The 13,442-nt window shown below is 71.6% G+C and carries 11 protein-coding genes and 3 pseudogenes; 7 read left to right on the top strand and 7 right to left on the bottom strand.

Annotated features, from left to right (window positions below; all coding sequences use genetic code 11):
• Both JNW91_RS23910 and JNW91_RS23905 read right to left on the bottom strand, forming a co-directional pair.
• A partial coding sequence (locus JNW91_RS23910; RefSeq protein ID WP_203177673.1) for a hypothetical protein occupies nucleotides 1–620 on the bottom strand: 620 nt, incomplete at its 3' end.
• Between the two features lie 113 nt (nucleotides 621–733).
• Nucleotides 734–1,237 carry a DinB family protein gene (locus JNW91_RS23905; protein ID WP_203177672.1) on the bottom strand — a complete coding sequence of 168 codons (504 nt, stop codon included), beginning with the start codon at nucleotides 1,235–1,237 and terminating at the stop codon, nucleotides 734–736.
• 135 nt (nucleotides 1,238–1,372) lie between these two features.
• Between JNW91_RS23905 and JNW91_RS23900 the strand changes: the two genes are divergently transcribed.
• The gene (locus JNW91_RS23900) at nucleotides 1,373–2,329 is read left to right on the top strand and encodes a DUF72 domain-containing protein (RefSeq protein ID WP_203177671.1); all 957 of its coding nucleotides are present in this window, start codon (nucleotides 1,373–1,375) and stop codon (nucleotides 2,327–2,329) included.
• A gap of 56 nt (nucleotides 2,330–2,385) precedes the next feature.
• On the opposite strand, the gene JNW91_RS23895 is transcribed toward JNW91_RS23900, so the two are convergent.
• A complete protein-coding gene (locus JNW91_RS23895) occupies nucleotides 2,386–2,760 on the bottom strand; it encodes a hypothetical protein (protein ID WP_203177670.1) in 375 nt (124 codons plus the stop codon).
• Nucleotides 2,761–2,913: 153 nt separating this feature from the next.
• Nucleotides 2,914–3,549 carry a hypothetical protein gene (locus JNW91_RS23890; protein ID WP_203177669.1) on the bottom strand — a complete coding sequence of 212 codons (636 nt, stop codon included), beginning with the start codon at nucleotides 3,547–3,549 and terminating at the stop codon, nucleotides 2,914–2,916.
• Between the two features lie 196 nt (nucleotides 3,550–3,745).
• Here JNW91_RS23890 and JNW91_RS23885 point away from each other — a divergent pair, with 196 nt between their 5' ends.
• Nucleotides 3,746–3,916 (top strand): hypothetical protein, encoded by a 171-nt coding sequence (locus tag JNW91_RS23885; RefSeq protein ID WP_203177668.1) that lies wholly within the window; start codon nucleotides 3,746–3,748, stop codon nucleotides 3,914–3,916.
• A gap of 36 nt (nucleotides 3,917–3,952) precedes the next feature.
• Here the strand turns inward: JNW91_RS23885 and JNW91_RS23880 are convergent, their stop codons facing one another.
• Nucleotides 3,953–4,816 carry an alpha/beta hydrolase family protein gene (locus tag JNW91_RS23880; RefSeq protein WP_203177667.1) on the bottom strand — a complete coding sequence of 288 codons (864 nt, stop codon included), beginning with the start codon at nucleotides 4,814–4,816 and terminating at the stop codon, nucleotides 3,953–3,955.
• A gap of 99 nt (nucleotides 4,817–4,915) precedes the next feature.
• Nucleotides 4,916–6,172 carry an SGNH/GDSL hydrolase family protein gene (locus JNW91_RS23875; protein ID WP_203177666.1) on the bottom strand — a complete coding sequence of 419 codons (1,257 nt, stop codon included), beginning with the start codon at nucleotides 6,170–6,172 and terminating at the stop codon, nucleotides 4,916–4,918.
• Between the two features lie 96 nt (nucleotides 6,173–6,268).
• On the opposite strand from JNW91_RS23875, the gene JNW91_RS23870 reads away from it, so the two are divergent.
• The gene (locus JNW91_RS23870; RefSeq protein ID WP_203177665.1) at nucleotides 6,269–6,568 is read left to right on the top strand and encodes a nucleoside/nucleotide kinase family protein; all 300 of its coding nucleotides are present in this window, start codon (nucleotides 6,269–6,271) and stop codon (nucleotides 6,566–6,568) included.
• Here JNW91_RS23870 and JNW91_RS23865 read toward each other — a convergent pair.
• The gene (locus tag JNW91_RS23865) at nucleotides 6,540–7,340 is read right to left on the bottom strand and encodes a hypothetical protein (RefSeq protein WP_203177664.1); all 801 of its coding nucleotides are present in this window, start codon (nucleotides 7,338–7,340) and stop codon (nucleotides 6,540–6,542) included. The two genes, JNW91_RS23870 and JNW91_RS23865, sit on opposite strands and share 29 nt — an antisense overlap.
• Nucleotides 7,341–7,550: 210 nt before the next feature.
• Between JNW91_RS23865 and JNW91_RS23860 the strand changes: the two genes are divergently transcribed.
• The 4 genes and pseudogenes from JNW91_RS23860 to JNW91_RS34040 form a co-directional block, all read left to right on the top strand.
• On the top strand, nucleotides 7,551–9,608 hold the full coding sequence (locus tag JNW91_RS23860) for a DNA gyrase/topoisomerase IV subunit B (RefSeq protein ID WP_203177663.1): 2,058 nt from the start codon (nucleotides 7,551–7,553) through the stop codon (nucleotides 9,606–9,608).
• Nucleotides 9,609–9,640: 32 nt separating this feature from the next.
• A pseudogene (locus tag JNW91_RS34050) lies at nucleotides 9,641–9,898 on the top strand (DNA gyrase subunit A); the annotation flags it as partial.
• Nucleotides 9,887–11,173, top strand: a pseudogene (locus tag JNW91_RS34045) (LAGLIDADG family homing endonuclease); the annotation flags it as partial. The pseudogenes JNW91_RS34050 and JNW91_RS34045, both read left to right, overlap by 12 nt.
• A gap of 15 nt (nucleotides 11,174–11,188) precedes the next feature.
• A pseudogene (locus JNW91_RS34040) lies at nucleotides 11,189–13,428 on the top strand (DNA gyrase/topoisomerase IV subunit A); the annotation flags it as partial.
• Nucleotides 13,429–13,442 lie beyond the last annotated feature (14 nt).

Here is a 13,442-nt window from a genome sequence, read left to right as displayed (position 1 = left end):
GGTGGGTCGGCGGTTGGGCGGGGTGGCGGGTTGTCGGTCGGAAGTTGGTTGCAGTAGGTGGTGACGTGCTGGCGGCCGCCGGCAGCGGTGATCAGGGCGGAGAAGGCCGGACTGTCCAGGGCCCGGCCGGGATTTTCCCTGGTGGCGGCCCGGTACGCGCGGCACAGACCCGGCAGACCGGCGGCGTTCGAGGTCGGCGGCACCGGCCTCGACGTCGCGGGCGTGGTGGGGATGGGCCGGCTGTCGGTGACCAATGGACTCGCGGCGGGCGCATCTGTGGACGCTGGTGCGGTGGGCGCGGGCGGCTGCGGCGGCCGGGGCGTCGTGCCGGTGGCCGCGGCCAGCGCCACCCCGCCGACGGCGGTGAGCGCCAGAGCCGTCACGGCGGTCCGGCCACCGAACCAGGCGAGCGTGTGTGGCCGCCGGGGCGCTGCCGGTGTGACCTGGGCGCGGCGGAAGCCCCGCACGGCGAGGTCCTCGCCAGCCAGCTCGCCGGGGCGCGGCGCGGTGCGCACCGCCGCCAGCAGCAGCACGACCGGACGCGGCCCGGCCGACGGGTCGAGGGGGCCTGCGCCGAGCAGCCGCTCGGCGGTCTCCCGGTCCATCTGATCTGCGTTCATCTCGTGTCCCTCAGCGCCGCCCACCTGCGCGGCGTCACATCCGACCCGGATAAAGGGCGGGAGGTGACGCGCGAGGTGGGCGGTGCGGGGGATCCCGCCGAACGCGGGCCGGCTCAGCCCATGGTCTTGGTGCCGTCGATCGCCTCACGCAGGATGTCGGCGTGCCCGGCGTGCTGGGACGTCTCGGCGATGAGGTGCAGCAGCACGCGGCGGACCGTCCAGCTCGCCCCCGGCTCGAACCAGGGCGCCTGCGGCAGCGGGTGCGCCGCGTCGAGGTCGAGCGTGGCGAGCAGCTCATCGGTGTGCGCGGCCACCTCCCGGAAACGCTCGACCAACCCGGCCAGGGTCTCGCCCGGCGCCATCCGGAACTGACCGACCCAGTCGATCTCCTCACGCTGCATCTCCTCGGCGCCGCCCACGGCGAAGAGCATCCACCGCCTTTCGACGCCGGCGACGTGCTTGATGAGGCCGCCGAGGCACAACTCGCTGACGGTGCTGCGGGTGGCGGCCTGCTCGTCGGTCAGCCCGTCGACGGTCTGCAGGAGGAAACCCCGGTGCCGGCGCAGCGTCTGCAGCAGGTCGGCCCGCTCCCCGGTGAGCTGCTCGATGCTGGTCATGGTCGTCGCCCCCTACGTCCGAAGTCCGTTCGGCGCCAGCCTAGGGCGGGGCACCGACACTTCGGTGTCGGACACGACCGCGGCGCGGGCCGCCAGCGGTTGCCGATCGGCGCGCGGGACTGTCCACTGAATGACATGGGTGTGATCAAGGTGGGCACGTCGTCCTGGGCCGACCAGACATTGCTGCGATCCGGCTGGTATCCGCGCTCGGCAAACACGCCGGCGGCCCGGCTGGCCTTCTACGCCGGCCGGTTCCCGCTGGTCGAGGTGGACACCTCCTACTACGCCGTCCCCGTGCCGGAGACCACCCAGGGCTGGGTCGACGCGACGCCGGAGGACTTCACCTTCGACGTCAAGGCGTTCAGCCTCTTCACCGGTCATCCGACGCCGGTCGCGGCGCTGCCCCGGGACCTGCGGCCCGCCGGCGGCCCCAGCCGGATCCGCCGCCGCGACCTGCCGGAGCAGGCCTACGACGAGCTGTGGGACCGGTTCCGGGCGGCGCTGGACCCGATCGCGGCCGCTGGCAAGTTGGGCGTGGTGCTGTTGCAGTTCCCGCCGTGGCTGGTACGCGGCGCCGCGGCCGAGCGCCGCATCGTGGAGTTGGCACAGCGGTGCCGGCCGTGGCGGGTGGCGGTGGAGCTGCGGCACGGGTCCTGGTTCGACGGTGCCGCGGAGGCGGCCACTCTGGACCTGCTGCGCGCGCACGACCTCTCGCTGGTCTGCGTCGACATGCCGCAGGGTCATCCGTCGTCGGTGCCGCCGATCCTGGCGCTGACCGCGGAGCCGGCGATCGTCCGGTTCCACGGTCACAGCGACGCGTGGCGCGACGGCGACAAGCAGGACAAGTTCCGCTACGCGTACGCCGAGTCGGAACTACGGGACTGGGCCGGGCGGCTGGCCGAGATGGCTGGTCGGGTCGACGACCTGCACGTGCTGTTCAACAACTGCTGTGCCGGCCAGGCCCAGCGCGACGCCACCGGGCTGGCGCAGGTGCTCACCGAGACCATGCTCGCCGGTTCGCGGGTGCCGGCCGGACCACGTCGACCGGTCGACGGCCAGACCGTCGCCGCGCGGGTCGCGCCGACCGGCTGACAGCTCGCTGCCCGCGTGCCATCCCGTCGCGACGGGGCACGCGGGCAGCGCGGTGGTCAGGAACGCCGGCCCCGGGTACGCAGCGCGTCCTGGGTCCCCTCGTTGACGTCCGCGTCGTCCGGGAAGGTCCGACCGCTGGGCGCCGGGTCCGGTGGCGCGCCCGGCCCGGCCATCGTCGTACGGGTGGGCTCGACCGAACCGAAGCCGTGTCGACCGGCCGGACCGGACGGACCGGCAGGGGCGTCCGCGCGCCGTTCACCGCGCCGCCCCTCGGGCACCGCCGTCTCCTCGCTGCCCTCGTCCATCGGCGAGTCGTCGTCCGCGCCCCACGGTGCGTCGGCGTCGAAACCGTCGCCGGTGCCCCACGGATTGACCGCCTCCGGTTCCAGCCGGTCACCGCCGCCACTGCTGCGTCCCTCGTGTGCCGTCATGGCCACCTCGCTCGTCGGTCCGCCGCTACCGGCGGACGGATTGCCCGTCGCCGGGCCGGTCCCGCCCGCCCGGCACGCCGTACAGCGTGCGGGCGCAGGGCCGGCCAGCGCCCCGCCGTCGACGGTCCGGCGGGACCCCGGCCGGCCCGACGCTCAGCGTCCGGACATGGCCATGTGCCGCTTGCCGGCACCGATGCCCATGCCCACCTTGGCCAGGCTCATCGGGCCGCTGCGCATCCCGCCGCCGGTGCGGTTGAGGATTCCCCGCAGCACCTGACCGGGCTTCTGCTGCTCACCCATGTACGCGGTGACCACGACCAGCGATCCGGTCAGCGCTGGAATCGCCCACTGGAGCAGCTTCATCTGCCGCTGCGAGGAGGCGACGCTGGCCGGGGTCTGGTGGTTGGGTTCGGTGGCGCCGTTGACCGGCGGACCGCCCGCCTTCTCCAGCCGCATACCGATCAACCGGCTGTAGGCGGTGACCGCGAGCGCGCTGACCGTCAACGCCGTTTTGATGGCACTGGCCCGGCCGACTCCACGTTGGGCCGCCACCCGTGGGCTCTCGGTGACCAGTTCGCCGACCGCTCCGGCCAGGTGCGCGCCGATCGCGGCCGCGTTGACCGGGGTCCACTTCGACCATCCGGCCGAGGCGACCGGGAGTCGCTGGGTCGAGTCGTTGATTTTCGCCGCTGCGCCGTTGACGCCGAAGGCACCCATGAGGGAGCCGCCGAACCAGGCCGCCAGACCCAGATCGTGCATCGAGCGCAGTGCGGTGTGTCGTTCGGACATGTGATCCCCTTCCGCCGTGTCGGGCGATGCGGCTTACCCGCCGCTCGGGCAGCTAACCCCGTCGCCTGCCGGCGAATCCGCGCCGCACCGGCACGGCGGGGACATCGGGGGATCGCGGTGCCGCACCCCCGCCGGCAGGAGTCGTCGGCGCGGTTGCGGGTAGATCCCGTTCGACGCTGACGGAGAGGGGAACGGAATGTCGCAGCCGGACGAGAACCGGGAGAAGACCCCCAAGACGGACGCGGTGCTCATGCATCCCGACAACGACCCGCACCGGAACACGGCGGAGGTCGCGCCGCGCAAGGACCACGCCGAGATCCGGGTGGAGCGCGACGGCGAGCTGAGGCCGCTGGACCAGGACGAGTGAGCGTGCCGGCCGGGCGCGCGGCCCGGCCGGTACGCCTCAGCGGGGTGGCAGGCCGCTGGCGAAACGGGCGATCCGCCCCGCCAGGGGTGCGCTGGCGCGGACCCAGGTGAAGTGGTCCAGCGCCGCACCGGCCTGCGCGACCGTGTACCGCTCCCGGGTCACCGGCGCCGCCGTGAGCTTCGCGCAGAGGTGGTCCATGGTCTCGTGCGGGGTGTACTGGTCGTGATCGACGCTGACCGCCAGCACCGGTGTCCGCACCGCGCGTACCGCCGCTTCGGTGTCCGTACCGTCCAGGCGCGGGAAACGGCCGGTCCGGGCGGTGTGCGCCCAGTTCCGGATGACCCCGCGCGCCTGCCGGCCGCCGAACCCCCAGCCCGGCCAGACCCCGAGCAGCGCCGCGGTGGCGGCGATCCCCTGGGTGTACGGCAGTACGCCGAGGCCGCGCAGGCCAGGGTAGGTGCGCCAGTAGGGGATGCCCACCGCGACCAGCGCCAACCCGTCCACCTCGTCACCGCCGTGCAGGGCGAGGTGCAGCAGGGCGGCCTGCCCGCCGAGTGAGTGGCCGAGCAGCAGTCGGGTGCGTCCGTCCAACCGTGGCTTGAGGGCGGCCAGGACGGCGCCGATGTCGCCGGCCAACTCGGTGTAGCCGTGCCGGTCGGCGCGGCTCGGCGCCGGGGTGCTCGTCCCGGTGCCGCGCAGGTCGGCGACGACCACGGCCAGCCCGGCGGCGCGCAACGCGGCGGCGAAGGGGCGGTAGTAGCGGGCGCGTACCCCCATCGCGGGCCAGACGACGACCACCGGGGCGCCCGCCGGTCCGGCCGGCTCGCGGTACACCTGCACACCGAGGCGGGCGCCGTCGACGTCGACGAATTCCTGCGCGTATTCCGGTTCCCCGTTCATCGGCCCAGCTTACGGCCCGACGTTACCGGCGGGTAGACGAAGCGGCCCGGACGCGACGGAGGCCCCGCCGCGTGGCGGGGCCTCCGGTGACGATTCCGGTCAGGAGACGGAGATCGTCCCGTTGCCGGCGCGGACACACGCCACCGCGCGGGCGGCGGTGGCGGTGGCGCCGGCCAGGCACTGGCCGAGCACCTGGTGCCCGGTGGCGTTCGGGTGCCACGACTCCTGGCAGGTCTGGAAGTAGCTGACGCAGGTGTTCGCGATCCGCTGGATGGCGATCTTGTCCTTGCCGGCGAGGCTGGTGACGAAGGTTCCGTTCGCGCCGTCCTGCAGGCGGATCGGGGTGGCCAGCGCGCCGGTCGGGCTGGTCGTCGACTCGCAGAGCCGCGCGCCGTCGAAGGCCCGCTGCACGTTGAGGTAGACCAGGTCGGCCGTGGGGAACTCGGCGGCCAGGGTGTCCCGGGTGGACTGCACGATGCCGCCGAGGCCCTGGGAGAAGCGGTGCCCGGGAGCGAGGCTGGCGCGGTGGATCGGGCAGCCGGCCGCGTACCGCTCGGCGCCGAGGTCGCGGAACTTGTCCCGGGTGTCGTCCCGGCCGTCCTCCTCGTGGAACGCCGGGTTCAGGTCCAACGGCAGCGGGTTGGTGTAGTCCTGGAACACGACCCGGTGCTGCCCGTCCGCGTCCACCTGGTCGAGGGTGGTCAGGATCTGGCGTACGGCGGCGGTGGTCTCCGCGGTCGCGGCGCCGAGCTGCGCGGCGGTGGCCAGGTCCGCGTCGCTGCACGGCTTCTGCTCGACCGGCCCGTTCAGGTACGCCCAGAATTCCCACCAGCCGGTCCAGGCGTCGGCGATGAACCGGTTGGCGCACTTCTCCGCGACGCTGCCGAAGGTGAACGAGCTGTTGTTGGAGCCCAGGCCGATCAGCACCAGGTCGATGTCCTGGGTCTGCGCGACGGCGCGGAGCTGGTCGAGCTGCGCGGCCACGGTACGGCCGTTGGCGCGCGCCTGCGAGGCGTTGGCGATGTCGTGTGGCTGGCCGCCGGAGCAGGCCAGGTTGAACCGGTTCTGGATGCCTGGGAGGTTCGCCTGGTTCAGCGACGCGTTCGCCGACCGGTGGCAGAAGTACGCGTTGTTGTTCGGTGCCGTCCAGCCGGGGAAGCCCTGGGTGACCCCGTTGACGTCGACCACCGGGGTGTACGCCCCCGCGCCCTCACCGCTGATGAAGCTGTCGCCGAGCGCCACCGCCGCGGTGGGCAGCGCGGCGGTGGCGGGTGAGGGCAGCGCGACGGCCGTCGACAGTGCGGCCGTGACGATCGTGAGTGCCGCGGCGAGCGCGGAACGGCGGAACCTGGCCATGGGGCTCCCATCCATCGAAAGATGAAAGATTCTCTGAGGGCGCGATCAGATCACCCCCGTGCGACGGGCGTCAATGGCCCGTAACAGAATCGTTCGGTGAAAGACACGCCCGCCCCGGTGCGCCGCTCGGTGTCCACCTGCCAGCAGCCCCCCGTGCTCTGCCAGCGAAACCCGCTCACCCAGCGCACACACGCCGACGCGGTCACCCAGGCGCCACCGGACGCGGTGCTCATCGTGGACGGTGTGTTCGCGTTCCGCCCCGAACTGGACGACCTCTGGGAATACCGGATCTGGGTGGAGGTCGCCGTCTACCTCGCCGAGGCCGACCCGCTCTCCCGCGTGGACGCGACCGTGGACAACACCGAGTTCAGGAGACCCCGTCTGCTGGCGCGCTGACCGCCCGGTCGGATCGCCCACGACGCCGCAGCACGGCCACGCCGACCGCGTTCAGACCCACACCCCAGATCAGCAGTACGCACAACCACTGCACCCACCGCAGCACGCTCATCTCGCCGGAGAGCAGGTTGCGGATGCTGCCGAACGGGGTGAGCCACGGCTGCGCCGGACGGAGAGCGTCCACGGCGCCCAGCAGCCCGAACAGGCCCAACGGCAGGACGATCGTGGCGAGAAACGCGACCACCGTCGACCGCAGCAGCAGACCCAGTCCGGTGCCGGCCAGGCCGGCGACGATCTGCACCAGCACGCTGCCCACCGCGACCGTCCCGGCGTGCCGCCACGGCTCGGCGGCCAGGTCGGCCGGGGTGAGAGCCAGCGTCGCGGCGCAGATCAGCACACCGGCGACGCCGATGACGACGGCCGGCAGGACCACCGCGAGCACCGTCGGAGCGACCTCGACGGCGCCGGGTGCCCGCCGCAGATCACGCACCAGCAGGATGCCGAAGAGCGGCGTCAGCACCGACATCAGGCTCTGCACGGTGTCCGAGAGCGCGGCGAACGTCCGGTCGGCGGGGGCCGCCGCCGCGACCAGCGCCACGGCGGAGAGCAGCCCTGCCAGCAGGGTGCCGACGAGCAGCCACCGGCGCGCCCGCGTACCCAGGGCGCGCGGCAGGGCGTCGCGTGTCGACTCGTCCACCTCGACCGCCTCCTGATCTCCCGACCCGGACCGGTGTGAATCCGGCGTCAACCCGTGCTCCACCGGCATGATCATCGATGAGCGTACCGGCGGGGGTGCTTCTCCGTGGTCCCGTGATCACCGACCGACTGTTTCCTGGCTCACGTCCGGGGGCTGCCGCGCGGCGGGTCGCGTAGGTCCTCCGGGAGTTGTCCCAGCCTCGGGCTAGGCTCGCTGCGGCGCGCCACGCCGGCTCATGTCGCCGGCGACCGGCAGCACACCGCCGAGACCGGGGAGTACGACCAGTTGACCGCAGAGCCTGACACCCTGTACGGGGCCGATGACCTCACCCACCTTGAGGGGCTGGACGCTGTCCGCAAGCGGCCCGGCATGTACATCGGCTCCACCGACAGCCGTGGCGTGGGTCACCTCGTCAACGAGATCCTCGACAACTCCACCGACGAGGGTGTCGCCGGTCACGCCGGCCACGTCGAGGTGATCCTGCACGCCGACGGCTCGGTGCAGGTCGACGACGACGGCCGGGGCATCCCCACCGACGTGCACGCCAAGTCCGGCATCTCCGGCGTCGAGCTGGTGCTCACCCGGCTGCACGCCGGCGGCAAGTTCGGCGGCTCCGGCTACAAGACCTCCGGCGGCCTGCACGGCGTCGGCGCGTCCGCGGTCAACGCGCTGTCCCGCCGGTTCGACGTGACCGTCCGCCGGGCCGGCAAGATCCACGCGATGTCGTTCCGGCACGGCGTCCCCGGGATCTTCGACGGCGACGGGCCGGACGCGCCCTTCACCGCCGGCCCCGGGCTCCAGGTGGTCGGCGCGATGAAGCGGGGCCAGCGCACCGGCACCTCGATCCGCTGGTGGCACGACGCCCGATACTTCGAGACCGGCGCGACGCTCGACGTCGACGCGGTCCGGATGAAGCTGCGCAACACCGCGTTCCTGGTCCCCGGCGTGACGTACCTGCTGCGCGACCTGACCGGCGAGGCGCCCGCCGAGGAGCGGTTCCACTACCCCAACGGGCTCAGCGACATGGTGGAGTTCCTCGCCCCGGCCGGCGACCGGCCGGTCTCCGGCATCCTGCTGGTCAACGGCGAGGGGACGTACCGGGAGAACGCCGCGGACGCCAACGGGGTCATGCAGTCCAACGTGCAGCGCCGCGCCGAGGTCGAGGTGGCGTTCCGTTGGGGCACCGGCTACGAGCGCACCGTCGAGTGCTTCACCAACACCATCCGCAACGCGCACGGCGGCACCCACCGCAAGGGCTTCGAGCGGGCCCTGGTCCGCGCCCTCGCCGACGCGGTCCGCAACACCCGCGGCCTGCTCAAGGCCAAGGAGGAGCCGCCCACCCTGGACGACGTCCTGGAGGGCATGACCGCCGTGGTGCACGTGCGCATCCCCGAGCCGCAGTTCACCTCGCAGACCAAGGACGAGCTGTCCACCACCGGCATCACCAAGGTGCTCCAGACCCTCGTCGACGCGCACGTCAAGGCGTGGCTGGACGACCGGCGCACCAAGGCCGAGGCGCGCGTCGTGCTTCAGAAGATCGTCGACGCGGCACGGGTGCGGCTCACCCAGAAGCAGCAGAAGGACGCCGCTCGGCGCAAGACCGCCCTGGAGGGTGCGTCGATGCCACCGAAGCTGGTCGACTGCCGCGCCACCGGCATCGACCGCAGCGAGCTGTTCATCGTGGAGGGCGACAGCGCTCTCGGAACGAGCCGGATGGCCCGCTCGTCGGAATACCAGGCGTTGCTACCGATCCGCGGCAAGATCCTCAACGTGCAGAAGGCCAACCTCCAGCAGGTTCTGGACAATGCCGAGTGCGCGGCCATCGTCCAGGTGCTCGGCGCCGGTTCGGGGCGTACGTTCGACCTCGCGGCGCTGCGCTACGGCCGAGTGCTGATCATGGCTGACGCCGACGTGGACGGCGCGCACATCCGTACGCTGCTCATCACCCTCTTCGCCCGGTACATGCGGCCGCTGATCGAGGCCGGTCGGCTCTACGCCGCGATGCCGCCCCTGCACAAGGTCACCACGAAGGGGCGTAACCCGCAGACCATCTACACCTACACCCAGGCCGAGATGGAGGCGACGGTCCGCAAGCTGGAGAAGGCCGGTAAGCAGATCGTCACGCCCATCCCACGCTTCAAGGGCCTCGGTGAGATGGACGCCGACGAACTGTGGGAGACCACGATGAACCCGGCCACCCGTGCCGTCCGCCGGATCACCCTCGACGACGTGGACGCCGCCGAGCGCATTCTCGAACTCCTGATGGGCGAGAAGGTCGAGCCGCGCCGCAACTGGCTGATCGACTCGGCCGACCGGGTCGACCGCGAGGCGATCGACGCATGAGCACCGGTTCCGTCCGAGGGGAAAGCTGAGTCATGGCACGCCGTAAGGAAAACAAGGTCGACCTTTCCTCGTTCGACCAGGCCGGCGCGCGGGTCTTCGACAACCCGCTGGTCACCGAGGTCTCCGACTCCTACCTGGAGTACGCGTTCTCGGTCATCCACTCCCGCGCCCTGCCCGACGCCCGCGACGGCCTCAAGCCCGTGCACCGCCGCATCCTGTGGTCCATGTACGAGCAGGGCTACCGCCCGGATCGTGGGCACGTCAAGTCCGCCCGAATTGTGGGCGACTGCTTCGTCGCCGGCACACTCGTCTCGACGCCCGCTGGTTTGCGGGCCATTGAGGAGTTCGAGGTCGGGGACCTCGTGCTGGACGGCGACGGAGCCTCCGTACCGGTGACTGCTGTTTATCGGAATCCGACCTCCGAACTCGTGCGCGTGACCTGGAGCAACGGGCACACGATGCTCGTCACGCCGGGCCAGCGCTTCCGCGTGGTCGCCAGTGATTTTTCGGTTGAATGGGCGGAGGCTCGGGATCTCCCGGGACGACTGGCATTGGCGTACGGCAGTCGCCGCAATGCGGTGTCGACGCCTGCAGGTGACGTCTACGACTATGTGCGCGGGCTGCTGGTGGCTGAGGGCTTCCCTGCCCATCGGTCTCGCGAGGCGGACGGTCGGGTCCGGATCCACATGTGTGACGTCGAGCCGCTGGATGTCGCGCACGGCTGGGCCATTGCCAATGGATTGAACGTCTCCCGAGGTAAGCGCGAGGCGCGCAATCCCCTCCATCGCGACCAGCACATTCTGACCTTCAGCCGGCACGAGGGGCTGCTGGAGGCCACACGTCCGCTCAGCCGGGACAAGTATGTGCCGGGCGACATCATCGCGAACCGCTCGGCGTGGGCGCCGTTCCTCGCCGGCTTCTTCGACGGGGACGGCTACGTCCGTAAGCGCTTCAGGGAGATCGTCTTTGTCAGCACGAGCGAGGTGCTGGTGCGGCAGATCTACGCCATGCTTGCCGACCTGGGGCTGCACGGGCACCACTGGACCAGCGGTCGCGCCTCCGCGGGTAACCCGCTCTTGGGTCTCTCGGTCAGCGGGCGGGACGCCGCAGACCTTGCCCGGTTGTTGCTGCCCTGGGTACGGATCGGATACAAGCACGACGGCTTGCAGCGGGTCGCCGAGATCGGCTACGACTACAGCGGCAAGCAGGGCAACGACCGGCTGCCCTACGGTCCGGTCATCGCGGAGTTCACTGCAGCGCATCAGGGCGGCGGGTGGTTCCGGGACCAGGACGGACAGGCGTTCCGTGACTCGCTCTCGGCGAGCGGTGGGCCGAAGGTGCGGTATGGCAAGGACCGCCATGGCGTCCCGCTCGCGGACCGGTCGTTCCAGTTGGAGCGGGCGGTACGAGACGGCTGGATCCAGAAACTCCGCCGCCTTGGCTCACCGCTCGCTGCTCGGCTCGACGCGTTGGTCGGCAGTTCGTTCCTGCGGGTCACGTCGGTTGAGGCGGTTTCGCCCGACGTCACGTACGACATCCAGGTCGGCAGTGATGAGCACGCGTTTGCCGCCGAGGGCTATGTCGTTCACAACTGCATGGGTAAGTACCACCCGCACGGCGACACGGCCATCTACGACGCCATGGTCCGCCTCGCGCAGGACTTCTCGCTCAACGTCCCGCTGATCGACGGTCACGGCAACTTCGGCAGCCCCGACGACGGTCCGGCCGCCTCGCGCTACACCGAGGCGCGGATGTCCCGCGAGGCGATGCTGCTCGTCGGCGAGCTGGGCGAGGACACCGTCGACGTCGAGCCCAACTACGACGGGTCGCTGACGCAGCCGACCGTGCTGCCGGCGGCCTTCCCCAACCTGCTGGTCAACGGCGCGTCCGGGATCGCGGTCGGGATGGCCACCAACATGATCCCGCACAACCTCGGCGAGGTCGTCCAGGCGGCCCGCTGGCTGATCAACCACCCGGACGCCACTCTGGACAAACTCATGGAGTTCGTCCCCGGCCCCGATCTGCCCACCGGTGGCGTGCTGCTCGGCCTGGACGAGGTGCGCCGGGCGTACGAGACCGGGCGCGGCGTGGTGCGGATGCGTGGCAAGGTGGAGATCGGCCCGATCGAGGGCAGCCGGGGCCGCCAGGCGATCACGGTGGTCGAGCTGCCCTACGGCGTCGGCGCGGAGAAGGTCATCGCGGCGATCACCAACGAGGTCACCAAGACCAAACGGCTGACCGGTATCGCCGACGTCAAGGACCTCACCGACCGGGAGAGCGGCACCCGGCTGGTCGTCGAGTGCAAGGTCGGGGTCAACCCGCAGGCGTTGCTCGCCGACCTGTACCGGCTGACCCCGCTGGAGCAGTCGTTCGGCGTCAACAACCTGGTCCTCGTGGACGGACAGCCACGCACCCTCGGGTTGAAGGCGCTGCTGGAGGTCTTCCTGGCCCACCGCTACGAGGTCGTGACCCGACGTACGTCGTACCGGCGACGCAAGCGGCAGGAGCGGCTGCACCTGGTCGACGGTCTGCTGATCGCGTTGCTGGACATCGACGAGGTGGTCCGGTTGATTCGGGGCAGCGACGACGCGCAGGCCGCGAAGGACGGGCTGATGAGCCGGTTCGGCCTCTCCGACATTCAGGCCACCTACATCCTGGACACTCCGCTGCGCCGGTTGACGAAGTACGACCGGATCGAGCTGGAGGCCGAGCAGGAGCGACTGCGCGCCGAGATCGCCGAGTTGACGACGATCCTCGACGACGAGCGGGTGCTCCGGAAGGTGGTCTCCGACGAGCTGGCGGCGGTGGTCAAGCAGTTCGGCACCGAGCGGCGTACGACGCTGGTCGACGGCGACCTGAAGGAGGTGCTGGCCGCTTCCGCGCCGGCCGGCCCGCTGGAGGTGGCCGACGACCCGTGCCAGGTGATCCTCTCCGCGACCGGGCTGGTCGCCAGGACCGCGGCCGAGTCGGAGGAGAGCGCCGAGGGGCGCCGACGCAACGGCCGGGTCAAGCACGACACGGTACGCGCGATCGTGCACTCCACCGCCCGCGGTCGGGTGCTGTTGCTGACCAGCGCCGGTCGGGCGTTCAAGGTCGACGTCCTGCCGTTGCCGGTGCTGCCCGAGCAGGCCGGCACGGTGTCGTTGCGCGGTGGCATGTCCGCCGCCGAGCTGGTGCCGTTGCAGGCGGGGGAGACTGTGGTCGGTCTGGCCCCGCTCGGCGGACCGGCGGAGGGATCCCCGGGGCTGGCGCTGGGCACCCGGCAGGGCGTGGTGAAGATCTGCGCGCCGGAGTGGCCGGTGCGTTCCGACGAGTTCGAGGTGATCGGTCTGCGCGACGGTGACGAGGTGGTCGGGGCGACCTGGCTGACCGACGGCGCCGAGACGTTGACGTTCGTGTCCTCGGAGGCGTCGCTGCTGCGTTTCCCCGCCGGGCTGGTCCGTCCACAGGGGCTCAAGGGTGGTGGCATGGCCGGTATCAACCTGCCGGCCGGAGCGCAGGTGGTGTTCTTCGGGGCGTGCGCACCGACGACCCGGGTCACGGCGAGCCGATGGTGGTGACCTCGACCGGGGCGACGGTCAAGGTGACGCCGTTCACGGCGTACCCGACGAAGGGCCGGGCGACCGGTGGCGTGCGTGCGCACCGTTTCCTCAAGGGTGAGACGGACGTGGCGGTCGCCTGGGTGGGGCCGCGTCCGGTCGGCGCGACCGGCACCGGCGACCCGGTCGAGCTGCCCGCGGCGGACCCGCGTCGCGACGGCTCCGGCTTCGCGGTGATGCTCGGCCCAACGGTCGTAGGCCACCTAATCGAACGCGACTAACCCACCCACCCCAC

Origin of the sequence: Micromonospora parastrephiae, assembly GCF_016802865.1 — a bacterium.
Lineage (GTDB): Bacteria > Actinomycetota > Actinomycetes > Mycobacteriales > Micromonosporaceae > Micromonospora > Micromonospora parastrephiae.
Note: the sequence above shows the minus strand (reverse complement) of the source record. Positions and strands in the feature narration are given on the sequence as shown.